General features: G+C 30.5%; 22 protein-coding genes, 1 tRNA gene and 1 other RNA gene. 17 read left to right on the top strand and 7 right to left on the bottom strand.

The genetic code is table 11. The features are described from left to right. The first annotated feature begins 1 nt into the window (after position 1). The 4 genes from MSM_RS03950 (at position 2) to MSM_RS03940 (ending at position 2,067) form a co-directional block, all read left to right on the top strand. On the top strand, positions 2-934 hold the full coding sequence (locus MSM_RS03950; protein WP_004033138.1) for a 2-phosphoglycerate kinase: 933 nt from the start codon (positions 2-4) through the stop codon (positions 932-934). Further along, positions 894-1,286, top strand: a complete 393-nt coding sequence (locus MSM_RS03945; protein ID WP_011954093.1) for a CBS domain-containing protein — start codon at positions 894-896, stop codon at positions 1,284-1,286. Before MSM_RS03950 ends, MSM_RS03945 begins: the two co-directional genes overlap by 41 nt. Before the next feature lie 313 nt (positions 1,287-1,599). After that, positions 1,600-1,915, top strand: an RNA gene (ffs, locus tag MSM_RS09070) — signal recognition particle sRNA. A 68-nt stretch (positions 1,916-1,983) separates the two neighbouring features. Then, positions 1,984-2,067 (top strand) — tRNA-Ser (locus MSM_RS03940). A 9-nt stretch (positions 2,068-2,076) separates the two neighbouring features. Here the strand turns inward: MSM_RS03940 and MSM_RS03935 are convergent. Genes MSM_RS03935 through MSM_RS03925 form a run of 3 tightly spaced genes read right to left on the bottom strand, consistent with a single transcriptional unit; the run spans position 2,077 to position 5,701 of the window. Next, positions 2,077-2,982 carry a cation diffusion facilitator family transporter gene (locus MSM_RS03935; RefSeq protein WP_004033141.1) on the bottom strand — a complete coding sequence of 302 codons (906 nt, stop codon included), beginning with the start codon at positions 2,980-2,982 and terminating at the stop codon, positions 2,077-2,079. 3 nt (positions 2,983-2,985) lie between these two features. Next, on the bottom strand, positions 2,986-4,098 hold the full coding sequence (locus MSM_RS03930) for a pyridoxal phosphate-dependent aminotransferase (protein ID WP_004035505.1): 1,113 nt from the start codon (positions 4,096-4,098) through the stop codon (positions 2,986-2,988). Positions 4,099-4,156: 58 nt separating this feature from the next. After that, positions 4,157-5,701, bottom strand: a complete 1,545-nt coding sequence (locus MSM_RS03925; protein WP_011954092.1) for a radical SAM protein — start codon at positions 5,699-5,701, stop codon at positions 4,157-4,159. Positions 5,702-6,234: 533 nt separating this feature from the next. Here MSM_RS03925 and MSM_RS03920 point away from each other — a divergent pair. The 4 genes from MSM_RS03920 to fwdF all read left to right on the top strand — a co-directional run bounded on the left by MSM_RS03920 (position 6,235) and on the right by fwdF (position 11,483). Continuing rightward, the gene (locus MSM_RS03920) at positions 6,235-9,573 is read left to right on the top strand and encodes an Ig-like domain-containing protein (RefSeq protein WP_011954091.1); all 3,339 of its coding nucleotides are present in this window, start codon (positions 6,235-6,237) and stop codon (positions 9,571-9,573) included. Positions 9,574-9,699: 126 nt separating this feature from the next. Further along, the gene (locus tag MSM_RS03915) at positions 9,700-10,158 is read left to right on the top strand and encodes a phosphopantetheine adenylyltransferase (RefSeq protein ID WP_004033147.1); all 459 of its coding nucleotides are present in this window, start codon (positions 9,700-9,702) and stop codon (positions 10,156-10,158) included. A 117-nt stretch (positions 10,159-10,275) separates the two neighbouring features. Beyond that, positions 10,276-10,467: a 4Fe-4S binding protein gene (locus tag MSM_RS03910; RefSeq protein WP_004033148.1), complete on the top strand. Its 192-nt coding sequence runs from the start codon at positions 10,276-10,278 to the stop codon at positions 10,465-10,467. Positions 10,468-10,475: 8 nt separating this feature from the next. Next, positions 10,476-11,483, top strand: coding sequence for a tungsten-dependent formylmethanofuran dehydrogenase subunit FwdF (gene fwdF / locus MSM_RS03905; RefSeq protein ID WP_011954090.1), 1,008 nt, complete (start codon positions 10,476-10,478; stop codon positions 11,481-11,483). Between the two features lie 25 nt (positions 11,484-11,508). On the opposite strand, the gene MSM_RS09065 is transcribed toward fwdF, so the two are convergent. Further along, positions 11,509-11,682: a class III signal peptide-containing protein gene (locus MSM_RS09065; protein ID WP_011954089.1), complete on the bottom strand. Its 174-nt coding sequence runs from the start codon at positions 11,680-11,682 to the stop codon at positions 11,509-11,511. 1 nt (position 11,683) lies between these two features. Beyond that, complete coding sequence (locus tag MSM_RS03900) at positions 11,684-11,893, bottom strand: class III signal peptide-containing protein (RefSeq protein ID WP_004033155.1); 210 nt, start codon at positions 11,891-11,893, stop codon at positions 11,684-11,686. A gap of 183 nt (positions 11,894-12,076) precedes the next feature. On the opposite strand from MSM_RS03900, the gene MSM_RS03895 reads away from it, so the two are divergent. After that, positions 12,077-13,204: a hypothetical protein gene (locus tag MSM_RS03895; RefSeq protein ID WP_011954088.1), complete on the top strand. Its 1,128-nt coding sequence runs from the start codon at positions 12,077-12,079 to the stop codon at positions 13,202-13,204. A gap of 11 nt (positions 13,205-13,215) precedes the next feature. Then, complete coding sequence (locus tag MSM_RS03890; protein WP_004033157.1) at positions 13,216-13,935, top strand: metal-dependent hydrolase; 720 nt, start codon at positions 13,216-13,218, stop codon at positions 13,933-13,935. Here the strand turns inward: MSM_RS03890 and rqcH are convergent. Then, complete coding sequence (rqcH, locus tag MSM_RS03885) at positions 13,932-15,938, bottom strand: ribosome rescue protein RqcH (RefSeq protein ID WP_011954087.1); 2,007 nt, start codon at positions 15,936-15,938, stop codon at positions 13,932-13,934. The two genes, MSM_RS03890 and rqcH, sit on opposite strands and share 4 nt — an antisense overlap. 88 nt (positions 15,939-16,026) lie before the next feature. Between rqcH and MSM_RS03880 the strand changes: the two genes are divergently transcribed. Further along, positions 16,027-16,299: an EMC6-like membrane protein gene (locus tag MSM_RS03880; protein WP_004033160.1), complete on the top strand. Its 273-nt coding sequence runs from the start codon at positions 16,027-16,029 to the stop codon at positions 16,297-16,299. On the opposite strand, the gene MSM_RS03875 is transcribed toward MSM_RS03880, so the two are convergent. Next, on the bottom strand, positions 16,294-18,114 hold the full coding sequence (locus MSM_RS03875; RefSeq protein WP_011954086.1) for a DUF2070 family protein: 1,821 nt from the start codon (positions 18,112-18,114) through the stop codon (positions 16,294-16,296). The two genes, MSM_RS03880 and MSM_RS03875, sit on opposite strands and share 6 nt — an antisense overlap. Positions 18,115-18,295: 181 nt before the next feature. Here MSM_RS03875 and MSM_RS03870 point away from each other — a divergent pair, with 181 nt between their 5' ends. From MSM_RS03870 to MSM_RS03845, 6 genes are all read left to right on the top strand, one after another. Further along, on the top strand, positions 18,296-19,270 hold the full coding sequence (locus tag MSM_RS03870) for a helix-turn-helix domain-containing protein (RefSeq protein WP_011954085.1): 975 nt from the start codon (positions 18,296-18,298) through the stop codon (positions 19,268-19,270). A gap of 221 nt (positions 19,271-19,491) precedes the next feature. After that, on the top strand, positions 19,492-21,282 hold the full coding sequence (locus tag MSM_RS03865; RefSeq protein WP_011954084.1) for an ABC transporter ATP-binding protein: 1,791 nt from the start codon (positions 19,492-19,494) through the stop codon (positions 21,280-21,282). Further along, a complete protein-coding gene (locus tag MSM_RS03860) occupies positions 21,282-23,027 on the top strand; it encodes an ABC transporter ATP-binding protein (RefSeq protein WP_011954083.1) in 1,746 nt (581 codons plus the stop codon). The genes MSM_RS03865 and MSM_RS03860 overlap by 1 nt, the downstream gene beginning before the upstream one ends. 50 nt (positions 23,028-23,077) lie before the next feature. After that, a complete protein-coding gene (locus MSM_RS03855) occupies positions 23,078-23,659 on the top strand; it encodes an MptD family putative ECF transporter S component (RefSeq protein WP_011954082.1) in 582 nt (193 codons plus the stop codon). A 9-nt stretch (positions 23,660-23,668) separates the two neighbouring features. Continuing rightward, on the top strand, positions 23,669-24,388 hold the full coding sequence (locus MSM_RS03850; RefSeq protein ID WP_011954081.1) for an energy-coupling factor transporter transmembrane component T: 720 nt from the start codon (positions 23,669-23,671) through the stop codon (positions 24,386-24,388). Beyond that, a complete protein-coding gene (locus tag MSM_RS03845; RefSeq protein ID WP_011954080.1) occupies positions 24,381-25,826 on the top strand; it encodes an ABC transporter ATP-binding protein in 1,446 nt (481 codons plus the stop codon). The genes MSM_RS03850 and MSM_RS03845 overlap by 8 nt, the downstream gene beginning before the upstream one ends. Positions 25,827-26,011 lie beyond the last annotated feature (185 nt).

The raw sequence follows: 26,011 nt of genomic DNA, 5'->3' as shown, positions 1-26,011 counted from the left end.
TATGATTATGATTAAGGGTGCTGTTGGTAAAAAGGAGTACAAAGAACCTTTTTCGAAAGGTATAATGGCTCGTTCTTTACACATCACTGATTTGGGACATGATGAAGCTTATGAAATAGCTTCATGTATTGAAAATAAACTTCTTGAAGAAAATATTTCTGAAATTTCTATTGAAGATTTGGCTATCTTTGTAACTAATTATTTGAAAAATTATGTGGACCCTGTTCTTGCAGAGAAATATATCAAGTGGAGAAATGTTAGAAAATCAAAAGAGCCCCTTATTATTTTAATTGGTGGAGCTTCAGGAGTTGGAACTTCATCTATGGCATTTGAATTGGCCAGTCGTTTAGGATTAAAAAACTTAATCAGTACAGATATGATACGTGAGGTTATGCGTAAAATAGTTTCTAAAGAATTAAGTCCTGTTATTCATAAATCTAGTTTTAATGCATATGAGAGTATTAGAACACCGCTTTTAGGTCCTGATCCTGTTGTTGAAGGTTTTATTAGTCATGTGGATGTTGTGAATGTAGGTGTGGAAGCTGTTATTGAAAGAGCATTAAAAGAAGGAATAAGTATCATTATTGAGGGAGTTCATATAGTACCGGGATTCATAAAAGAGGACCTTATCCGTAAAAGCAATGTGATTTTATTTACCTTGATTGTTAGGGATGAAGATACACACAAATCCCGGTTTTATTCAAGATGCAGACAGCCATGGGTTAAACGTTCACTTGATAATTATTTGAGTAATTTTCATTTAATCAGGAAAACCCAGTCTTTTATGATTGATCAGGCAATAAAACATAATTCAAAAATTATTGATAATGTTGATGTTAAATATACTATTGATATAATGGTTAATGACATTATTGAAAAATATGGAGGAAGTTATGATGTTAGACAAGAAAGTAAAGGAAATAATGACAACTGATGTAATTACTACACCTTCTAATGTAGATGTGGTTAATGCATTTGAAGAACTTATGGAACATAAAATAAGTGCAATGCCGGTTGTTGATGATGGTGAACTGGTAGGTATTATCACTGCAACTGATTTGGGTCATAATTTAATATTGGATAAATATGAATTAGGAACTGATGTTAAATCTATTATGATTAAAGATGTTGTAACTGTTTCACCTGAAAATACTATTCAGGAAGCTATTGAAATCATGCAGTCTCACGCTCCTGATTCAAACATATTAAATCAGTTGCCTGTTGTTGAAAATGGCAAATTAGTAGGAATTATTTCCGATGGAGACATAATTAAGTTAATATTATAAAATCCTTTTATAATTTCTATTTTTTTCTTATTTTAATAAATTTTATTGGTTTACTGTAATAAGTTTTTTTTCCAGTATTTTATTTTCTAAGCTATATTTTTAAAAATAACGTGATTTTTTGATTTTGAAGTTTGTTTATTTAAAATATCTTTTATTTGGGGTTATTGAATTTTAAACTTCTGTTTTTATATATGTGGGATTTACATAGGTTCTTGTTGGATAAATTGGATTATATTTTAGTTTCAGTAATAAGTTTTTTTTCCAGAATTGAAATTTTTTACCTAACATTTATATAATATTAATTTCATATATGTATATGGCTAGACTGGAGGGTTAGGGGTCCTCTGTAAGCACACACCCCCTTTGGTGCAGTTGAAGTTCAAAAGGCGGCTTTTTAAGGAATTATGAGCCTAAGAAAAACGACATAGAAACTTCGTCCTACAGGATTGATGGTGATGGGACTTTTACTGGAGGGTAAAAGTTAATTATCTTAAATATGGGAATGTGTCAGGCCCGGAAGGGAGCAGCTCTACCATTAACAGTTGATGCTTGTAGAACCACGGGGTGGAGTTGGGTTTTTTAGATAACTTGTAGTTTTGAGATTAGTCCACTTTTGAACATGCCATTTTTATAAAAAACAATTAACTTTATTAATAAGTTTAAACAGATTATATATTACTTTGTTTTTTTATGTATTGTCGGGATGGCCCAGCCTGGTACGGCGTCGGACTGCTAATCCGATGATCTTATGATCACACGGGTTCAAATCCCGTTCCCGGCGTTTTTTAATTTATTTATCTATTTCTTGTTTATGGTCATATTCTATTCCTGCTGGACAAGCATGTATTGTTACTGATTTTACTAATGGAACTTTTTTAAGCACATTATTTTGAGCTCTATGAACTATTTTATGTGATTCTTTTAAAGTCATATTTTCATCAAGTTCAATATGCAGTGAAACAACGGAATAAGACCCCAAATATTCCACTTTAATATTATGTGCTCCCAGTACCTGAGGAGTTTTGGTAGCTGCTTTTTCAATATCTTTAATCAATTCTTTAGAAGGTATTTTTCCCATAATATTATCTATATTTTCTTTTCCAATAGTATATGCAGTTTTTAAAACAAATAATCCAATAATAAGACCTATGACAGGATCAATTATAGAGTATCCACTATTTGATGCAAAAACTCCAACCAATATAGCTACTGATGAGAAAATATCTACTTTCTGATGATTTCCGTCTGCTACAATAGCAGGACTTCTTATTTTTTTTCCAAGTGCAATAATATATCTGCTTATACAAAGATTAACGCCTATTCCAATTAATGCCATAACTGCAGCAAGATAACTTGGGGTTGTTATAAGTTCGGGATGGACTATTTTGTTTATAGCTCCAGTCATGATTTCATAAGCTACCATAGTTAAAAATAATACGATTATAAGTCCGGCAATAGCTTCAGCACGGCCATGTCCCAAAGGATGTTCTTCATCAGCAGGTTTTTGACCTATTCTAAATCCAAGATATGCAATTATGGAAGTTGCAACATCTGATAAAGTATGAGCTCCTTCAGAGATTAATGCATAACTTCCGGATATGATCCCAATTCCAATATTAAAAATAGTAAGGAAAGTATTTGAACCTATTCCAACAATTGCTGCTTTTGTTCCGCCTTTGGTTCTAAATTCATCCATATATTACTCACCTTTTTCTAGAATATCCATAGCTTTAGCTATATTTTCATAGGAGTTTGCATAAGACATTCTTACGTGATTTTTACCATTTTGTCCAAATGCAGCACCAGGAACGGTTATGACTCCCTCTTCAGCTGATTTTTTAACAAATTCTTCAGGATTTTCAATTTTTGGAAATACGTAAAAAGCACCCTGTGCATTTACGGTTTCATATCCCATTTCATTTAATCTTGATACAATCAGGTCTCTTCTCTTTTTAAATTCATTAACCATTTTGTTAACTGTATCTTGAGGCCCTGTTAATGCTTCATAAGCTCCTCTTTGGGCTGTTGAGTTAGCACATGCTATATTGTATTGATGGATTTTAAGCAGTTCTTCCAAATATTCCTCTTTGGCATTTAAATAACCTATTCTAAGGCCAGTCATTGCATATGTTTTTGAAAATCCGTTGATTGTTATTACATTGTCACTATATGCTGCAGGGGAGTAATGTTTTTTATCATAAATGATTTTTTCATATATTTCATCAGATATGATTAAGAAATCATGATCCATAGATAAATCTGCAATAGCTTTAATATCTTCTTTATCCATCACTGCTCCAGTTGGGTTTGACGGTGAATTTAAGATTACAGCTTTGGTATTTTTGTTTATTTTTTCCTGAACATCTTCTGCCTTTAATTTAAATTCATTTTCCATTTCACAGTTAACTCCAACAACTTTTCCGTCAGCTAACTTTATACATGCTTCATATGAAAGGAAACTTGGATCTGGTAAAATTACCTCATCATTTTTCTCAATAAATGCCTGTGCACACATATATAATGCTTCACTGGCTCCGGCAGTAACTATTATGTTTTCGGGATTTGTGTTTATATTGTTGTCCTTTTTGAATTTTTGAGTAATTGCTTCTCTTAATTCAATATAACCTTTGTTTGGTGTATAATGTGTTTCATTATTTTTTATTGATTGTTCCATAGCTAATTTAATGTTTTCAGGAACATCAAAGTCAGGTTCTCCGATTCCTAAGTTTATAGCATTAGGATTTGTAACTTCAAACATTTTTCTTATCTGGGATAATTCAATTGTACTGGTTCTTTTTGCGGGATTTATCATATTTTTTCCTCACTAAGTATTATTATTTATTATATTATTTTTAATTTAAAAATTTTTTCTAGTTGCATGGCCCACAGTTATAACATGGGGAATCTCCACACCATGGAGTTTGCTTTTTTGTTTTTAATCTTCTGTTTTCTGTTTTTAAAAAATTAGATTTAATTCCAATATCAATTTTAGACCAAGGTAGTTCATCATTGATATTATAATTTGGCAAGTAACTCTGCCATTCTTTCAATGTTACCTCTTCTGTTAAAGATTTTTCAATAACTGCACCAACTTCCCTATTTCCACAAGATAATATATATTGAATCAACCCTTTTTTCGGACTTTCGAATTTAACATTATATTTCCTTAATTTCTTTTTCAAATATCTTGTTTTTGATTTAATCTCTTTAAAATTATAAACTTCCCATTGTAAGGGTGTTTGAGGTTTTGGGATAACTGGATTGATACTGAATTTTATATAGTTTCTGTTTTTATGCATATTTGCTATTTTTTCAATATAGTTAGCTAACTCTTCTATATCTTCTTTACTTTCATAGGGAATTCCAATTAAAAAGTATAATTTAATATTGAAATCAAGGTCAACTGCATTTTTTATTACAGAAAATATTTTTTCATCTGAAATGCTTTTATTAATTCTTTCACGTAGTGTTGAAATAGACTCCGGAGCAATTGTAATGCTTTTCAAACCACTTTTTTTTAAGGTTTCTAAAGTTTCCCGGCTAAGTGAATCTATACGTAGAGATGGTGTGGCTATTTGAAAACCTTCACTTTCAAGAGCTTTTGTAAGGCCCTCCAAATCATAATAATCTCCAACAGCTGCTCCGATTAATGTTATTTTGTTTAAATTAGTATTTTCTCGTGTTTTAAGTGCTATGTTAACTAATTCTTTTATTGTAGTTTCTCTTAAAGGTCTGTAAAGATAGCTGGACATGCAGAATCTACAACCTCTTGTACATCCTCTTGAAACATTTAGCATAATTGAATCACTGAACACAGTTTTATAATCTTCCTTGTCAGTTTTGGTAATGATTGGCTGTGTTATATGGTATGCATTTTTCATATCATCTATGAGAGCTATTTTTGCATTATTGTTGAATTCAGGAATGTATATTCCATCCATATCTAAAAAATTATCCAAATTTTTATTTTCAAGGTATCTGTCTAAAAATTTATTTATAGTAAATTCTCCTTCACCGATTACAAACACATCAATATAGTCAGATAATGGCATTGGGTTTGCAGTTGCACATGGTCCTCCAGCTATTATTAAAGGATCATTTTCACTTCTGTCTTTTCTTTTAAGGGGGATTCCTGATTGTTTAATCATTTCCAAAACATTAAAATAATCTTCTTCAAATTGTAGAGAAAAGCTGATTATATCAAAGTTTTTCATAGGATTATTTGACTCAATAGAAGTGGTATGGGGATAAACGATTCGCTCACACCATGTGTCTTGCCTTTCATTAATTAAATTATATAATATATTATAACCTAATGATGACATAGCTGTTTTATAGATATTTGGATATGCAAGCCCAAATCTTAAATCTATATTTTTATGGTTTTTCTGGAAAATATTTTTCTCGTAAATCATGGAATCAACTATGAAATTTTTAGGTTTTTTTGAAAAATTTACTTGTTTTTAGAATATTTAACTTAAATTCATTATTTTCTAATTCTTGAGTTCTATCATGTTATTTTTTATTATAAAAATAAATTTTCAATGTATTTTGTATTTAAAACTTCCTTATAATTAGATTTTAAATATGCTAATTGGTTATATGTAAGATTTATTTTTCATTGTGTGTTTAATTTTTGAATTTGAATTGAAGATAGTTTATCCTTTTTTTACCTATTTCAATGTTATTTGTTTTTAATTTAAATTTTATAAAAGTTTTAATCATTTTCTTACTGATTTAGCTAATTTAAATGGGTTTTTTTATCAATAAACTTGTAAAAACATTTATATAATAATAAATCCTAAATACTTAATTACTCATTATGAATACTATATGTTAGTATAATATAATATTTTTATTAAAATTTTCGTAATGAGAACTAAGAGGTGGAAAAATTTCAAAGATAAATAAAGCATTGTTCATTTCAATTATATGTGCATTCTTCCTAATGTTAGGGTCTGTATGTGCAGCGGATTTAAATAATGTTTCTGATATCGAAAATTCAAACTTGATACAAGATGATAATCAATTATCTTATCAAAATTTAGAAGTTTCTAGTAATGGATCTATCTCAGACAATTATTCTTATAATTTTAATGGTGAATATTCCGGCAGCGGAGTAATCAAATCTAATTATGAGAATAATAATGTTATAGGATCACAACAGATTTCAAACAATGATGTTATTTCTGAACCTCAAAGTTCTGTTTCAAACACTGTTTTAAGTGGTAATGATACAACTTTGTATTTTAAAAATGGCACTACTTATGATGTAAAATTAACTGATATTACTGGTAAAGCATTATCTAATCAAACTGTATCATTTTTAATAAATGGTAAACTTTATAATCGTACTACTGGTAGTGACGGTGTTGCATCTATGAATATTAACTTGGTTGTTGGAAAATATAAGATTACAGCAAGTTATGCAGGTTCTTCATTGTATGGAAGTTCTTCAGTTACAAATTTAGTTGAAGTATTGTCTACAATATCTGCAAATGATGTTGTGAAATTCTATAAAAACGGTACTCAATATTATGCAAAATTTGTTGATGGAAATGGAAACCCATTAGTTAATGCAGAAGTTAGATTCAATATTAATGGTGTTTTCTATACTCGCAATACTAATGGTAGTGGTATAGCTAAATTAAATATTGCTTTATATCCTGATAAGTATATATTGACTGCTTATCATCCTAATGGTGAAGCTAAGGGTTATAATATCACTGTTTTATCTACTATTAATAGTAGTGATATAATTAAATACTTCAGGAATGGTACTCAATATTATGCAACTTTTTATGATGGTATGGGTAATCCATTAATTAATGAAACTGTTAGGTTTAATATTAATGGTGTTATCTATGAAAAAAGAACAAATGATAAAGGTACTGCAAATTTAACTATTTCACTTTATCCTGGTAATTATATATTGACTGCTTATCATCCTAATGGTGAAGCTAAGGGTTATAATATTAGTGTATTAACTACATTAATAGATAATAAAGATATTAATATGTATTATAGGGACGGTACTGCATTTGCCATTACTGTTCTTGATGGTCAAGGTAAACCTTTAGCAAATGCTGCTGTTAGGTTTAATGTTAATGGTGTATTCTATGATAAGATTACTGATGAAAATGGTATTGCAAAGTTAGGTATTAGACTTTATCCAAATAACTATATTATTACAAGTAGTTATAATGGTCTTGAGGTATCTAATAGAATTAATGTTAGTAGTTCAAATACCACTATAATTGGTAAAGATGCATATGTTATTATGGATAGTATTAATAGTAATTATACTGTAACATTAGTTGATGTGAAAGGAAATCCGATTGGGAATAAAACTGTTTACTTCAGATATGATAATAAACAGGTAACTGCAACTACTGATAAAAATGGTAATGCTACCATCACTATTTCTGGTTTGAAAAATGGTGACTATAATATAACTTATGGTTTTGATGGAGTTGAGGGTTATTGTTCTTCCAGTTCAAGCAGTATCTTGCATGTTGTAAATTCAACTACTATTTTGACAGGTAATGATTTAACCATGGTTTATAATGATGGTTCTGAATTTAAAGTTAAATTAACTGATTTATATGGTAAACCTTTAGCTAATAAGATTATTACTTTCGTGATTAATGGTATTGCTTATAATCGTACAACAGATTCCAATGGTGTAGCAAGTATAAATATTAGATTGCATCCTGGAACTTATTTAGTTTCATATTATTATTCCAATAAAGGCTCTTTAGATTATAATAATGGATCAAACAATGTGGTCGTTGCTAAACAAACTTTAAATATTGAAGGAAAAGATTTAGTAATGTTGCCAAATGACGGTTCTGCTTTTGAAGTCACAGTTACTGATAAAGATAAGAAACCTGTTAGTGGCATTGCTGTTCTATTTACAGTCTCTGGAATTACTTATACTAAATATACTGATCAGTCAGGTGTTGCTAAATTAAATATTCATCTTAATGTAGGTTATTATGATATTTCATATGCAATTAATGATACATTTTGTCAGGGTTCCGGATCAAATATGATTTTGGTTAATGGAACCATAATCATTGCAGAGGATATTAACATAAATGCAGGAACTAATGGAACTTTTTCAGTTAAATTAACCGATGCTAAAGGCAATCCAATTAGTGGAGCATCTATTAAGTTCTATTATGAGGGCATTACTAAAAATGCAATTACTAATGCTGAGGGTATAGCTACAATAACTGTTGATTCTTTAGGAAAAGGAGACTATCCGATAGCTTATTATTATTATCCTACAATTGGCGGTAATTACTCAAACAGCGGACAGTCATATATTCATGTATCTGGCACTATCTCAATTGCAAATATAATTGATGCATCTAAAGTTGTAAAATCATTTATTGAATCAGAGGGCAAATTGCCAGATTCCGTTTTAATAAATGGTGAAAGTTATACTTTAGCACAATTCTTATATCTTGCAGCTATAGCAACTATAAATATAAATAATGGTGATTTCAGCGATTTGGATTCTAAAGATGCTGCTAATCCTGATAACTACAATAAGTGCGGTAATTTAGGTAATCTGGCAGATTATATTAGTGTTGCACAATCTATTATAGATTATGTAAATGCTAATGGAAAAGCTCCAGGATCAGTACCCTCTAATGTAGGAACTATAACTTTTGACGGTTTGGTATATGCATTTGCTCGTGTTGTTGCATTTTATGGTAATAATCAACAGCTGCCTGCTTATGTTACTATTAAGTCAATAGATTCTGAATCTTCTCAATTTGTAATCAATAGGGTCAATGTAAAAGCTACTGAAAGTGAATTGGCTAATATTAACACATATTTGCAGCCTACTGCTAATTGTCAAGTTAATGACCCTACAATTGTTGCTTTAGCTCAGAGATTAACTGCGGGACTATCAACACCAACACAAAAAGCTAGTGCAATACTTGATTATGTTATTGATAATATAGCTTATGCTAGTTATTATGATACTAGTCGTGGTGCTAAAAAAACTTTAACTGATAAAAGAGGTAACTGCTGTGACCAGGCTCATTTGGTTATAGCATTATTTAGAGCAGCAGATCTTCCAGCAAGATATGTTCATGGAAGCTGTACTTTTTCAAGTGGTACAATTGGTCATGTATGGGCTCAGGTATTAATTGGTGATACATGGGTAGTTGCTGATCCAGTAAGTTCTAGAAACTCATTAGGTGTAATAAAGAATTGGAATATTAATACATTTACTTTTAAGAGTTATTATACATCTTTACCATTCTAATTTTTATTACTCTATTTTTATTTTTTTTTAATTCTTTTTTATCCATAAAATGATTTTTTTTAATCGCTAATATTTTATAATAGTTTATATAAATTTATATTAGCAAACTAATTATAGGACAATATTATGGATCATAAAAAATATAAGAAAATAGCTGTTGGGGGAACTTTTGATAAGTTCCATGATGGTCATAAAAAGTTACTTGCAACTGCTTTTGAATTAGGTGAAGAGGTTGAAATCGGAGTAACTTCTAATGCTTTTGGTGGTCTTAAGGGAGATATTGATTCCTGTGAAGATAGGATGAGATGTCTTAAGGAATTTTTTAAGGACAGATTAAATTACACTGTTATGGTTTTAGATGATGCATATGGGACAACTGTATTCGATGATGAATTTGATGCAATTGTTGTTAGTGAAGAAACTGAACCTGTAGCAGTTGAAATTAATGAAATTAGAGATTCTAAAGGAATGTCTCCATTAGATATTGTTGTTGTTAGCTTTGTTTTAGCAGATGATGGTCATCCTATTTCGTCTACACGAATTAGGAGTGGTGAAATTAATAAAAAAGGAAATATTTTAAAATAGTATTTTATTATCGAATTAAATCGACATGTTTATATATGCAGTTCGACAATGTATTAATTGATATTAAAATATTATTTTTTCATAAAATAATTTTCATATCAAATTTGAGGTGGTTATATGGCAGTAAAAATAGATTCAGATCTTTGCGGTCACATTGAAAATTGTCCAGTACAAGGTTTATGTGTAAAGATTTGTGAACAAGGCGCTCTCATTGAAGAAGATGGCGATGTAACTATTGTCCCTGAAAAATGCGATGACTGTGACCTTTGTATCCAAAACTGTCCTAATCAAGCTATATCTAAAGCATGAGGGATTTTATGTTTAATGTTGAGAGGAGCGGGGAAGAAACCCGTAAGTTATCACATAACAATGATAGGTGTGTAGGTTGTGGAATTTGTACTGATGTATGTCCTACATCTTCTTTGAGATTAGGACCTATTGTACCGATTGCACGTGGTTTAATTGAAATGGATTTAGTTTCTGTAACTTCTAATACTTGTGTTTTATGCGGATTATGTTCTGTTGCATGTCCATTTGATGCTTTATCATTAACCATTAACGGTAATGATATTAAAGAAACAGGAAATTATCCCGTATGGGAAGTTGAATCAGAAATTAATGATGATGATTGTATATACTGTGGAAGATGTTATTCTGTTTGTCCTAGAGACACTATCTTATTTAAAAGAGAGTTACCGTCTAGAGAAGATTTGGTTATTGGTGAAATCAGTGTCGATGAGGATAAATGTGTTTACTGTAGTATCTGTTCAGAAATGTGTCCTGCAGGAGCTATTAGTTTAACTAATAATCCTGAGTTCTCTAATGACAATCTTAATAATACTATTGAAGTAGATACTTCCAAATGTATTTATTGTGGTGTTTGTAAGAGGGCTTGTCCTCAAGATGCAATTAAAGCAGTATGTTCAACATGTATGCTTCAAGATCAAATTAAAGCTCCTGAAATTAATGGTACTGCATCCATTCTTAAGGATGGCTGTGTAAACTGTTCTTGGTGTAAAGAAGTTTGTCCTGTTGATACAATTAATGTAACCAAACCGTTTGAAGGAACTTTAAAACTGGTTGAAACAGATGAATCAACATGTAAAGGGGACGCCTGCCACGCATGTCAAGATGTTTGTCCATGTGATGCAGTAGAAATTATTGACAATAAGGCAACTATTAATTTAGATTACTGTAATTTATGTGGTGCCTGTGTCAATGCATGTCCACAAAACATTAGGGAAGTCACAAGAACTTCAATGAAATTAAATAATATCAACTCCGAATCCTGGAGAGATATTTTAACTTCTAATCTTTTAAGTTAGAAAGAGAGATTTTACGCTCTTCTTTCTAAATTTTATTTATTAAAAAATTTCTTTCTTTTGTTATTGCTGTTTTTAATTTGTTTTGAGTAGTGTCTGTTATGTTGGAGATATATGTTCCAATGAATAGAATTATTACAATTAGACCTCCAATTATTAAAATTAGTTCAGCACTGCTTTGTCCTTTGTTGTCTGTTTTCATTTTATCCTAATATGCTGTTGTTTTCACGAACAGTGGTTCTAACCTCTGATATATCATCTTTTACTTTTAAATTGCTGTCGCTTGTTTGCATATATGATTTGTAGATGGTTAAAGCGAAAATGGCTATAACTATTACTCCTCCAAACAATAATATGTATTCTGCTGCGCCTTGTCCTGATTTGTCATTGCTGATTTTTTCTAAAATTTTCATATTATCACCGGTAGTAATAATTATTTTTCATATTATATTAATATTACTATTTTTATAAAATTTATTATCATGTCTTTTTTTCTAAATTTCTCTTGAAAAATAGCGTTTTTATCAACATATTTATTAAGTGTATTATACAAAATTTAATTAATAGAGTGATTATAATTATTAACAGGTGAGATAGTGGGAAACACATTGAAATTAATTTCAGGTTTTATTTTATTTGTAGTTGGGGTTCTCATAATATATGAGGCAAATGTTTATAATTTGATAGACCTTTTGCTGGTTGTTGGATTTATTATTGCAATAGTTGGTATAATTATGATTATCAGCTATTTTGTTGATGCTAATGCCGATAAAACATCTTCTATTTTTAAAGAATTTTTAGAATCTAATGATATTAAAGCTCCATCATTTAATAAACATTCTGATAATTCTAATGGTCCTTTAAAAATTAGAGATACTTTTGACAATTATTATGAAGATGATCTTCCAGAATATGTTGAAGAAGAGTATTATGAAACATCTCCAAGTGAATTTTTTGATTTTAATCAGGAAGATGATTCTAAATCAGTTTTAAGAGTTAGCAATGACAAATCTACAACCAATTTTGGAAATAATCTTAAGTTCACTCCAAATTACGACAAACCTTTAAAGATCACTAGAAAACCTAAAAAACGTTCCCACAGCTATGCTCAATCTGAATATGATAAATCTGAAGAAATTAAAAGGGCACTACGCCAAGATGAAGATTATATAAAAAATGATACCTTTGAACCGCCTAAACCTAGAAAAATAGGCGAACCAAGAGATATCCAAATAGATGTTAATCATCCTGAAAGTTTGCCTGTTCCTAAGTTGCTTAGAAGCTTTGTTGTTTATGATGGAGGTTTAATAACTTCCAGTGAAGCATTTGATAAACTGGCTAATGATGTACATAAAGAGATAATGCTGGAAATTCCATCATTAAATGATTTGTCTGACAGGTTTTTATCACATGTTCCGACAGTATATTCAAGGGTAATTATCAATGATTTTGATGTATCTGATATGTCTTACATGATTTTAGTTTCTTCACTTCTTAAACAGGGAGTACAAATTAAAACAGTTCCTCAAGTACATTCAATTAACTTAATCACAGATGATTCTAATGCTATGATTATTTCTAAAGGTAGCAATAACAGTGATGTGGAATATGGAGCTATTTATGAAGATAGGAAATCTATTTCTGAAATCAGAACTAGCTTTGAGAAAACTTGGGATATTGCAGCAAACTTGGATGAAAATTTAGTTGCAAATTATATACAGTAAAGGTGATTTAAATGGAAATTAGATGGTTAGGTCATTCAGCTTTTGAAATAATAACTGATGAGGGTTTAAATATTTTAATTGACCCTTTTATTAGCAATAATCCGGCTTGTCAAATTCCTGTTGAAGAATTTAATCCGGATATCATATTGGTTACTCACGGACATTCCGATCATTTGGGAGATGCAATGGAACTGTCCAATAAAAATAATGTTCCTGTAGCAGCAATTCATGAGATTTCTTTATTTTTATCAAAACAGGGAATTAACAATATTGGTGTAAATATCGGCGGCTCATTCATATACCGTGGAGTTAAATTTACAATGCTTGATGCTAAACATTCTTCAGTATTAGATATTGTTGAAGAGCCACTTCCTGCTGGAGATGCAGCCAGTTTTTTAATAACACTTGAAGACGGAACTAAACTGTTCCATGCTGGTGATACTGGATTATTTGGGGATATGAAAACAATTATTGGGGAAATATATAAACCGGATATTGCATTGCTTCCTATTGGAGATAAGTTTACAATGGGTCCTTTTGAAGCAGCACTGGCTACAAGGTGGATTGATTCAAAAGTAGCTATTCCAATGCATTACAATACATTTCCGCCAATTGAACAGGACCCTTCTATTTATGCTAACTTTGTCAGTCAGTTAAATCCGAATATTGATGTGGTTATTTTAAATCCCGGTGAATATTTTGAATATAATCCTGAAAATTATCAGGATTAATTCTTTTCATATTTTTTTCTTAAGTGATATTCTTCATCAACATCACATTTTCCAGATGGTAAAACTCTGATTATATCATCTAAAGTTATTAAGTCGTCTTCATTTATTTCATGAAGTATTTTTTTAGCTATTGCTGTTTTTTTAGTATATCCGGGTTTCAACACAATAAAATTGTCACAATGTGTTTCTAAAGCATCAACAGGACCGGCCATTAACCTTTTTCCTTCATAATCAACAATTCCAATAGCAATTCTGACTTTTGCACTGCGGATGTAATTACGGTTACCTCTTATTACAAATGATCCTTTTGGCAGGAATTCTCCGGCTTCAGGTGTTTTTGTAACCTGCTCAGGGTTGACCCAAAATACATCCTGTGTTGTGAAACCTTTGGACCAAGCAGTTGAAAATGATGCTGCAAACTCTCCGGATTCTTTAAGGATACTATCATTTACTTTATTGCCTTCTAGTTTTATCACAGTTGATGTTGCTCCATGTATATCTGCATGTAAATAAATATCATTATTGTCCATATATTTTTTTACAACAGCTTCATTGGTACCGGCATCTCTTCCCCCAATTACTAAAACATTGTCTGAAGTTACAAACCATCTTAATTTCTCGTACCATTTAAGATTTTTCTTAACTCTCTTTTTAGGAACTGAAATGTGTTCCATAGCCACTTCTTTTTTAGCTTTGATTTTTTCAAGTTGCTTTTTAGTATTTTCAATAGCTATTGTAGCACCTTTTGTTTTCTTTTTAGCTTTTTTAGCTTTTTCATAGTAAATCTCAGCATTTTCAGGAATAGTCAATTTTGGATTAATGTTTATTGAAGTTTCATTTAGTTTAAGTGTTAAAACGCCCATTTTATCAATGGATTCAAAGATTTCAGCTTCTTTTAGACAGTTCTTTTTAGCTTCTTTCAGTGTTTTTCCAATTTCTTTGTAAGAATAATCTTTACTTATAGCGTTGTTTACTACTTTTACCAAATTTTCTATGGTGGTGTAATTAGAATAAATTACTTCTCCTTTATGTTGGCTAGTTTCAATTGTTTTATGAAAATTATCAAGTGTTTCTTCCTGTAGCTTTAATCTTTTTTCGAACTTGTTTACTTTTTTATTCCATGCAGCTTCTTTAATATTTTTAATGTCAGTGTTTACCTTTTTGGAATAAAATTCATCACAGGCCTCATTGAAGTTATCAAAATATGTTTTTTCAAATCCGTCATATTTTACTAAATCAAAAGCAACAACATCTTCTTTGCTGTCTTTTTTAACAATTTGAGGTTTGAAATGTTCTTCTTGCAGGTTATCAAACAGCAAATGGATAGCCTTATTTAGGTTAGCTATTTGACTTTCACTTAAATCAGCTGAAGGAGTATGTTTGTCAATTTCTTCAAATTCGTTAGCTCTTTTAATAATTTCTTCAGCATATAAGCTTCCCAAATTATTCATAGCCAATGTTCTAACCAAATCCTTATCTGAACTGGCAAACAGTTCTTTTAGTTCAGTTTCACTTATGCTGATAGGATCAATTCCCCTTTCTTCTGGAAACTGGTATTCTTTTTTAGAACTAATGTCCCTATCACTAAAACGTTTCCTTTTAAGAGGCAATATTATGTTGTTGTCTTCATCTAAAAGGATAATATTTCCTTTATCGAACAGTTCAACAACAATAGTGTAGTATTTGTCTTTTTTAACTTTAATTTCAATAATCCTATCAAAATTATGCTGGGTTATACTAACTACATTGGCACCTTTTATCCTTTTTCTTAAAAGCATTGGAAAAACAGGAGGATTAATAGGATTTTCAAGAGGATATTTGCTGGTGTGGATTCTTTTACCGCATTCCATTACTAAATCAATCCTTCCGGTTCCAGCTACATGAAATCTCATTACAACAATATCTTTTGTTGGTTGAAATGATTTGTCTACTCTTGCACCGGTTAATAAATTATTTAATTCATCAGTTATTGTAAAAATGTCTACATTAGACATAGGTTTCATTGTTTACACCTTTTTATTATAAATATCAATAGTTTAATATAGTATAATTAATAATAATTATATTTATTTAATTTTTTGGAGGAAATAAATGGACACTACAATTAAAATAACAAGTCTTCATTTAGTAGTTGGTATCATTACAGGTATTATTTCTACTGGATTCACATTAAGCTGGTTTGGAATTAAAAACGATGTTTTTGCAACCGCACTTGCATTTATTATACTATATTTTGTTGGGCAACTTGCTCAAAAACAATTTGGAGATGAAATCTCCGGATTTTCCCAATGGTTATGGGATGGAATAATGCCGTTCCTTGTTGGATGGGTTATTACATATACTTTATTGGTGGCATATTTATAAACCACCATAAAATATCCAAATAAATACAATTACTAATGCAGTAATTAATAAAACTGGAGCTATAATTTTACTAACTGCAACAATTGAACTGATTGTTGATATTAATTCTGTTGAGTTATTAGGACCGAATGTATGAAGGTTTTTAATTCTTTTTGTTCCAGTTCCAACTTCAACTTCTTCTAAATCTTTTATAGCTTCATTAATACTGATTTTAACATATTCAATAATTTCGTCTCTTTTTACAATTCCAATCGGGTTGTATCCTCTGGATATTGTGTTGACTGTATGAGTATCAGTTGTCATCACTTCTATTTCATCAATATCCAAATCTTTTGTAGCATCAATAATTTCTTGTCTAAATCCGATTTCCATATTGTTTGAATCAAACAGGACATATGCAGTTCTCTGATTAGCTACTTCTACAACCATGGTTTTAATACCGCTTTCACCGACACCTTCATTTTTATTTAAATCCTGCATTATGTTTTCATAACATCCTATTTTTAGAGTATCTCTTTGATGATTGCATTGGATTTTATCAATAACATCAATTAATTGGAATACCTCTTCATTTCCAGGTAAAACTTCTCCACTTTCAGGAGCAAATGAATTGTGACAGTCTACAATGACGGAGTCTTTAACATCACATTTACTTTTACTTTGAGTCATCATTGTAAGACCTACCCCAAATTCAATGTCATCACTGTCATTTGGTGCAAATGTACTTAAAATAACCATACCTTTATTAAAGAACTGCACTCCAATGTTTGCTTTTTCTGAATTGTATCTGGTAAAAATACTTGCATCTTTTGAGTATTCAATTTCTTCCAAACCTTCTTTTACAGCATTTTCTATTTTGTCAATTTCAGTTGTTCTGACAGGATTGAAGTCATGGGTTGAAGGTCCGTGAGCCACCATGGTAAAATGGTCAAACTTATTTGCAAGTATTGTCGGCATATTGGAACCGCCTAAATCCCCCAAAGGTCCGGGATGGACAAATGGTGAAATAAATAAAGATTTTATCCCATTTTTTCCTTTGAAACTAATAAATGTAACCATTGTTTCAACAGTTTCACTCATGTTTTCAAACAATGATTCGAGGGAGTTTGATCCTTCATTCATATGAGCAATAAACAGACTGAGCAAATCAAGCATTCCGATACCGAGATTTTTCTTTAAAGGAGATCCTGCTATTGTAATAAATGAGTAAATAGCCAATATAAAAATGATACTTGCTATTATTACTTTTATTGTCATTTGGATTAAATCAGAACCTAAAAAGCTTGTGTCAGTTACTAAAAAAGTAATCAGCACATACATGGCCAGCATGATTAATGGCTGGATTATTCCAACAGTTGCAGCTTTTGTAAAACTGATTTTGGAGGTTGTCCAAAATACCAGCGTATTGACTCCGTAAATTAAAACACATCCGAACAGTAAGGAATTCAAAAAGAAGTCTGTTTCAAAAAAGTGTGTAAGAATTCCGCCGATTATTAAAAGAATACAGACAATAGTCATTGAAAGTGCAGATAAAAACATGGAATGTTTGATTTTTAAGTTAATACCATGTAGACCACTTACAATCTGTTGATTGACTCCTCCACCAATTATTGAACTGATTCCAAGTATTATTAAGCTGAATAATCCTCCTAAAATAATATTTTCTACCATACCAAGTTCGGGGCTTGGATTAATTATAAAGTAGACTGCTCCTGATATGAAGCTTATAATAAACATGGCGGTTATTGATTTTTCAGTTTTGGGCAAGGTTGTAATATATTTAGATAGTCCTGCAACACTACTCATACTTGACATGGTATTTTATCCTAATTTTTTGTTTTATACTCATATAAAAGTTGGTCCTAACAGATATATTAAATTTGTCAAAATAGAAAACATTTTCCTAATTGACCAGAGCATACTTTATTTAATTAAAAATTTGGTCACAGAAGTATATTAAATTTAACATTGATTAGTTAATGCGGTGTATGTTGAAATGTTTTATATCAGAGTGGATATAATTAAAGGCATGAATGAAAATCTTTTTGAATTATTTGGGGAGGTGTTTGTCACTGACTTTTCCATAACTGGAGATGACTATAAAAAAATCATTGATTTGGGTGAATACGGTCAGTTTGAAACATATTCTCTATTCCCCGGAATAGTCTTAGCATTTATTGACATCAATTTGCAAAATCATGAAAATGTATATGTTGAAGAAAAACTTTCTTCAAGATTGCTTATGATAAATCATTGTTTGGACGGCAGGTATGCTTATAGTGTTGGTGATGATGAAATAATTTATTTTGGAAAAGGGGATTTGTGCATTAATATTTATGATATGACAAAAACATGTTCTGACTTTCCATTAGGATTTTATAATGGTTTAGAGATTTTCATTGATGTTGATATGGCTAATGATTATGTCAAGCAGTATATTCCTGATTTTGACTTGATTGAATTTTATGAACTTCTGAAAAAATCTCACGGATATGTATTGCTTCGTTCAAATAATAAAATTGACCATGTTATTGGTGAATTGTACCATGTTGACAATAGAATTAAATTATCTTATTTTAAATTAAAATGTCTTGAATTATTATTGTTTTTCTCGATTACAAACTTTGATGTTCATGAAAATATTTCCCTTACCAAACAGCAGGTTAAAATTGTTGATGATGTAAAAAATGAGCTGATTAATGACTTGGAAAGTAAAATTACTATAGATGAACTTGCAGATAATTATGGCATCAGCAAAACGACTTTAAAAAAGTGTTTTAAAAAAGTTCACGGCAAACCTATTTTTAAATGGAGAAAGGAATATAAATTGGAATATGCCTGCAAACTAATCGAAGGAGGTTCCTATACAATTTCTGAAATATCAAAAATGGTAGGTTATTCATCACCTTCAAAATTCACTCAGGCATTTAAAGAATATATCGGTTGCACTCCGTCGGAGTATAAAAAATAGATTTTGTCTTTTTGGTATATTTATTGTCTTTTTAGTTCAAAAATATTTATATATTTAATTAAATAATACTTTATAGTAAATATTAGGTTATCTAGTTATTTTTAATTAAAATACATTAAATTATTTCTTAATTGTTTTTTTAGAATATTTTTAGTGTTTTGTCCTTTTAGATTAATTTTAAATTTTTAGGTAAACCTAAATTATTATTTGAGGCGATAATAATGCCAGAAACTCAAAATAAAAATAAATTTATTAGATTATTGAATTACTCGGGTAATTATAAATATTTGACAATTGTAGGTATGTTTTTATCAGCTTTAAGTGCAATATGTTTATTGGTTCCATTTGTTTATATATGGGATGTGGTCAATGCCCTATTGGCGGTTGCCCCTGATTTTACAAAAGCCCAAAACTTGGATGTTTATGCGATAAATGCGTTTACATTTGCAGTACTGGGAATAATTTTAAACTTTTTTGGTCTGATGGGTACACATTTGTCCGCATTTAAAAATGAGAAAAACATGAAAGATGCAGCTATAAAGCATTTACTTAAGTTGCCTTTAGGTTATTTTTCAAACCATACAAGTGGGGGTCTTAGAAAGATAATTGATTACAGCACTGCAAAAACTGAAATATTCCTCGCTCATCAATTGTTTGATTTGACAGGAGCTATTGTGACTCCAATAATATTTTTAATTTTGTTATTTAGTTTTGATTGGCGTTTAGGGTTAATCTGTCTGATTCCAATCATATTATGTTTTGTATTTATGTATCCTATGTTTTCAAAAGAATCCAGAAATAGCATGGAGAAATATGAGAAATATTTGGAGGAAATGAATGGAGAAGCAGTAGAATATGTAAGAGGAATTCCAGTTACAAAAGCATTTCAACAAAGTATTTACTCATTTAAAAACTTTATCAATGCCATCAAAAACTACGGAAAATTTTCGGCTGAATATTCTATGTCAACTCACATTCCTATGACTGCATTTACAGTATCCATCAACGGATTTTTTGCATTGTTGATTCCAGCAGGAATACTTCTTGCAGGATCAGTTGTAGATGTAAAATTCTTTGCAAACTTCATGTTTTACATTATTTTCACACCAATCTGTGCTGTAATGATGATGAAAATAATGACAGTTTCACAAGATTGGATGTTGGCAAGTTGTGCTTTAGACAGTATAGAAGCTATTCTAAATGAAAACCCTTTAGTTGACCCAATCAATCCTCAAAAACCTAAAAATCATTCAATAGAGTTTGAAGGAGTTTATTTTGATTATGAAAATGCCGATGGTGATGAACATATTTTAAATGATGTGAATTTAAAAATTAATGAAAATGAAACTGTTGCATTAGTTGGCCCTTCTGGAGGGGGCAAAACCACAATTGCATCATTGATTCCAAGATTTTGGGATGTTAATCAGGGTTCAATTAAAGTTGGGGATGTTGATGTAAGAGATATTTCAACAAAGGAATTGATGAAAAATATTTCTTTCGTATTCCAGAATACGACATTATTTAAAGATTCAATTTACAATAATGTTGCAATTGGTCGTAAGGGTGCATCAAGAGATGATGTTAAAAAAGCATTGAGTTTAACCCAATGTGACGATATTATTGATGAGCTTCCGGACGGAATAAATACTGTAATAGGAAGTGAAGGAACCTATCTTTCAGGAGGTCAACAGCAAAGGATTGCACTTGCAAGAGCGGTTCTTAAGGATGCTCCAATAATTATTTTGGATGAAGCAACTGCACTTGCAGACCCGGAAAATGAATATCTGATTCAAAAAGCAATTTCAGAAATTACTAAAGACAAAACAGTCATTATGATTGCGCACAGGTTGTCCTCAGTTAAAAATGTAGACAAAATTTATGTGGTTGAAAATGGACGAATTGTTGAAGAAGGCAACCACCATACTCTGATTGATAGTGGGGGCATTTACTCTAGAATGTGGGATGAATTTAACCAATCAATCCAGTGGAAAGTTAAAAGCGAGGTGATATGATGTTATCTAAGTTTTTTACTAAAAGATTTGGACTTACAAAAGAGGGTTCTGACAACTTGATTAAAGGAATTTTCTATACTGCACTTTTGAACATATCATTTATGTTTCCCGTTGGTTTATATGCATTACTTATTTATCTGTGGGTGGAGCAATTAACAGTGGGTGAAATAATTGATCCAAATCTTGGAATATTTATTTTATTGATACTGATTATTTTAGGAATTATTTTTGCCTTTGCATGGAAGCAGTATCACTTTGTATTCAATACAACATATGTTGAAAGTGGAAACAGAAGAATCAACCTTGGTGAGAATTTAAGGAAACTTCCATTATCCTTTTTTGAAAATAGGGATTTGGCTGATCTGACTGCAACAATAATGAATGATTGTACTGATTTGGAGCATGTTTTCTCACATGCGGTTCCGCAATTGATGGGTTCAATCATTTCACTATGTATTGTTTCAGTGGGAATGTTTCTATTTGACTGGAGATTGGCTATTGCGCTTTTATGGGTAGTCCCTGTTGCATTTATATTCTTATTTATCTCCAAAAGACTTATTTATATTGGTGGGGATAGAATAATGGCTGATTTGCTTAATTGTGGAGATGCTGTGCAAGAATGCATTGAATCAATTGGGGATTTGAAATCCTACAATTGTGAAGAGGAATATTATGGAAAAATTGGCAGTTTAACTTCAACAATTGAAAAATCAAGAATTAATGCTGAATTAATGGCTACTTCGGGAGTAATAGTTGGAAAAGTTGTATTAAATTTAGGAATTGTATCTGTAATCCTTTTAGGTTCATATCTAATAATAAATTCGCAAATATCAATTTTTACCTTTTTAATATTCTTGATAGCATCTGCAACAGTTTATTCTCCACTGGAAAACGGATTGATATTTTTGGCAGAAATATTTATGATGGACAATAAAATTACAAGGGCTCAGGAAATTGAAAGTCTTGTAGTTGAAGGAGGTTTGGCTGATTATTCTTTGGACAGTTATGATGTCGAATTTGAAAATGTCAGTTTTAATTACGATGATTTGAAGGATGTTTTAACTGATATTTCATTTACTGCAAAGCAGGGTGAAGTTACAGCTCTTGTAGGGCCGTCTGGCGGAGGTAAAAGTACAGTTTCAAAGCTTGCCGCAAGATTTTGGGATCCTGTATCAGGTACAGTATCACTTGGAGGTCAGGATTTATCAAAATTGGACTCAGAAAAGCTTCTGGAAAACTTTTCAATTGTTTTTCAGGATGTAATATTGTTCAACAATTCAATTTTGGAAAATATTCGTGTTGGAAGAAAAGATGCAACTGATGAAGAAGTGATTGAAGCTGCCCGTCTTGCAGAATGTGAAGAGTTTGTCTTTAAACTTCCAAATGGATATGATACTGTAATTGGTGAAAATGGTGAGTTGCTCTCAGGCGGTCAAAGACAAAGAATTTCAATTGCAAGGGCACTTCTAAAAGATGCAAATGTAATTTTATTGGATGAAGCAACTTCATTTTTAGATGTTGAAAATGAATCTAAAATCCAAAAGGCATTGTCTGAGTTGATTAAAAACAAGACAGTCATCATCATTGCTCATAGGATGAGAACAATAGCTAATGCTGATAGAATTGTTGTTTTAGATGACGGCAAAATTGTGGAGCAGGGAATGCCTGAAGAACTAATTGCAGATAATGGTTTGTTTAAAAAGATGGTTGATTTACAGAGCTTAAGTGGAGAATGGCAAATTTAGATTCTCCGGATTATTTTCATTAGTATAATATAAAATAGGAGGTAATATTAATGAGTAAAATGTTAAATGTAAAAGATTTAATCACTGTAGGTATTTTTGCAGTGATACTGACAGTTTCAATTTTTATTTTTGGAATGCTGGGATATATCCCAATACTGATGATTGCATTGCCGGTCATTGTAGCATTAATTGCAGGAATTCCATATATGCTGTTTTTAACAAGAGTTGATAAATTTGGAATGACTTCATTGTTGGGTTTGGTTTTGGGAATTGTAATGTTTTTAAGCGGTCACACATGGATTCCAATTGTAGTCTATACGCTTTGTGGATTGGTGGCTGATGTAGTTTTAAAAATTGGAGATTATTCCTCTATTAAAAATTCAATTATCAGTTATGGATTTTTCTCATTGGGAATATTTGGTAATATGCTACCGTTTTACATTTTAAGAGATTATTTTGTTGAATCAATTCGTGCGTCAATGGGAACTGACTATGTAAATGTAATTTTACCGTTTTTAACAAATGAAATGCTGATTATTTTGATAATTGCTACATTTGTTGTTGCTTTAATCGGTGCATATATTGGAAAAATTGTTTTGAAAAAACATTTTGAAAAAGCAGGTATTGCCTAAGGTGATATTATGGGATTAAAACTAAATTTTAAATTGGATCCAAGAACTAAAATTATAATTTTGGTTTTGATAAGTTTCATGGTTTTTAATGAAGTGCCGTTATACATTAGTGGAATTTTAGTTTTAATTCCATTTATTTGTTTATTTTTTTCAAATCGTATTGGTATTGCTTTAAGTTATATTTTAATGTATATTGTTGCAAAATATATTCAGATTTATCTTCTTCCAACTGCAACAGGCATAATTGCAATATTGATGATAATGTTTAGTTATACGACCACTAGAATGTTGCCTGTTTTGATGATGGGGTATTATACAGTCACAACAACAAAAGTGAGTGAATTTATAGTGTCCATGGAAAAAAGTAATATTCCAAAAGAGGTTACTATTCCGCTTTCAGTTATCTTTAGGTATATTCCGTCAGTTTATGAAGAAATTAAATCAATAACTAATGCAATGAAAATGAGAGGTTTTGGTTTGAATGTTAAATCATTGAAAAATCCTTTAAAACTGGTGGAATTTTATATGATTCCTATTCTGGTCAGCGCTATTAAAACAGCAGATGAACTTTCTGCAGCTTCTTTAACAAGGGGATTAAGTAATCCTGAACCCAGAACTCATTTTATGGAAGTTAAATTAAATAAAATAGATTATACATTACTGACAGTTTCATTAATCGGTTTGGGAGTTTATGTATATTATTTTTTAGGTGGTGTCTTTTTTGCTTAAAATAGATAATGTTTCATTTTCATATGACAACAGTAAGAATAACTGTAATCTGGCAGATATTAATCAGAATATTGAAAAAGGTGAAGTCATTCTGCTTTGTGGTGAATCCGGTTGCGGAAAAACAACATTAACGCGTATGATAAATGGAATTATTCCCAACTTTTTCGATGGAACAAGACAGGGAAATGTATATTTGGATGGTAATTTAATAAGTGAAATGCCAATTTATGAAATATCAAGATATGTAGGTTCTGTTTTTCAAAATCCAAAAACACAATTCTTCAATGTGGATACAACAAGTGAAATAGTTTTCGGGTGCGAAAATCTTGCAATGAATACTGATGAAATAAAAAATAGATTGAATTATGTTGTAAACGACTTTAAATTACAGCATCTTCTTGATAAAAACATTTTTAAACTGTCTGGTGGCGAAAAACAAAAAATTGCCGGAGCATCAGTATCTGCAGTTTTTCCCGACATATTTGTTCTTGATGAACCTTCATCAAATTTAGATTCGGAATCTAGTTGGGATTTGGAAGATATTATTAAGAAATGGAAAGAATCCGGAAAAACGGTTATTGTAGCTGAACATAAACTGTTCTTTTTAAGTAATGTTGTTGATAGAGTTATATTTATGGAAAAAGGGCAAATTACTAATGAATGGTCTATGGACCAGTTCAGACATATTGACCATAGGGATTACGGTTTAAGACAATTAAATTTGAAAAAATTGGTTGTTAATCATAGTGAGTATTATTCAAATAATCATGAAATGATTGAACTTAAAAATTTTAATTTTAAATATGGCAAAAATCAGGTATTAAATATTGATGAAGTTAAAATCCCAAAAAATGAAATAATTGCAGTCATTGGAAAAAATGGTGCTGGAAAATCTACTTTTGCAAATTGTCTATGTGGACTTAAAAAGTCCTGCAAAGGGGAAATTATTTGGGGAGATAATCATTTGAAAAGAAAGGACCTGCTTAAAAAGACATATATGGTGATGCAGGATGTTAATCATCAATTATTCACTGAAAGTGTACTGGATGAAGTATTGCTGAGTATGGATGATGAAAATATCTGTGTTGCTGAGGAAATTTTAACAAACTTAAATCTGATTCATCTAAAAGAAATGCACCCTATGGCATTGTCCGGCGGTGAAAAGCAAAGAGTTGCCATTGCATCTGCTATTGCTTCAGGTAAGGAATTTCTGATTTTTGATGAACCGACAAGTGGGCTTGATTTGAAGAATATGATGAAAGTTAGCGAAAATTTAGTTTATCTTCAAAAATTAGGTGTTACTTCATTTATCATCACCCATGATTTTGAATTAATAATGGAAGTGTGTTCCCATATTTTGCATATGGAAGATGGAAAAATTATTGATAATTATAAAATAAATGAAGAAAAACTAGAAAATTTTTTCTTAAAAAACTGATTCGAAACATAATAAGTCATTAATTCCGATTATTTTAAGTTTTTTAAACAGGATTAAAAATTTTAAACTAATTTTTATCAGAAAATTTTAAATCACCAAAGTTTTGAAAAGAGCATTGGTGTCTACCCATTAAATTTATAAAAGCTAAAAATTTTATATATTTATAATAATTTACAAGGTGACCA

Origin of the sequence: Methanobrevibacter smithii ATCC 35061 (assembly GCF_000016525.1) — an archaeon.
GTDB classification, from domain to species: Archaea; Methanobacteriota; Methanobacteria; order Methanobacteriales; family Methanobacteriaceae; genus Methanocatella; species Methanocatella smithii.
Note: the sequence above shows the minus strand (reverse complement) of the source record. Positions and strands in the feature narration are given on the sequence as shown.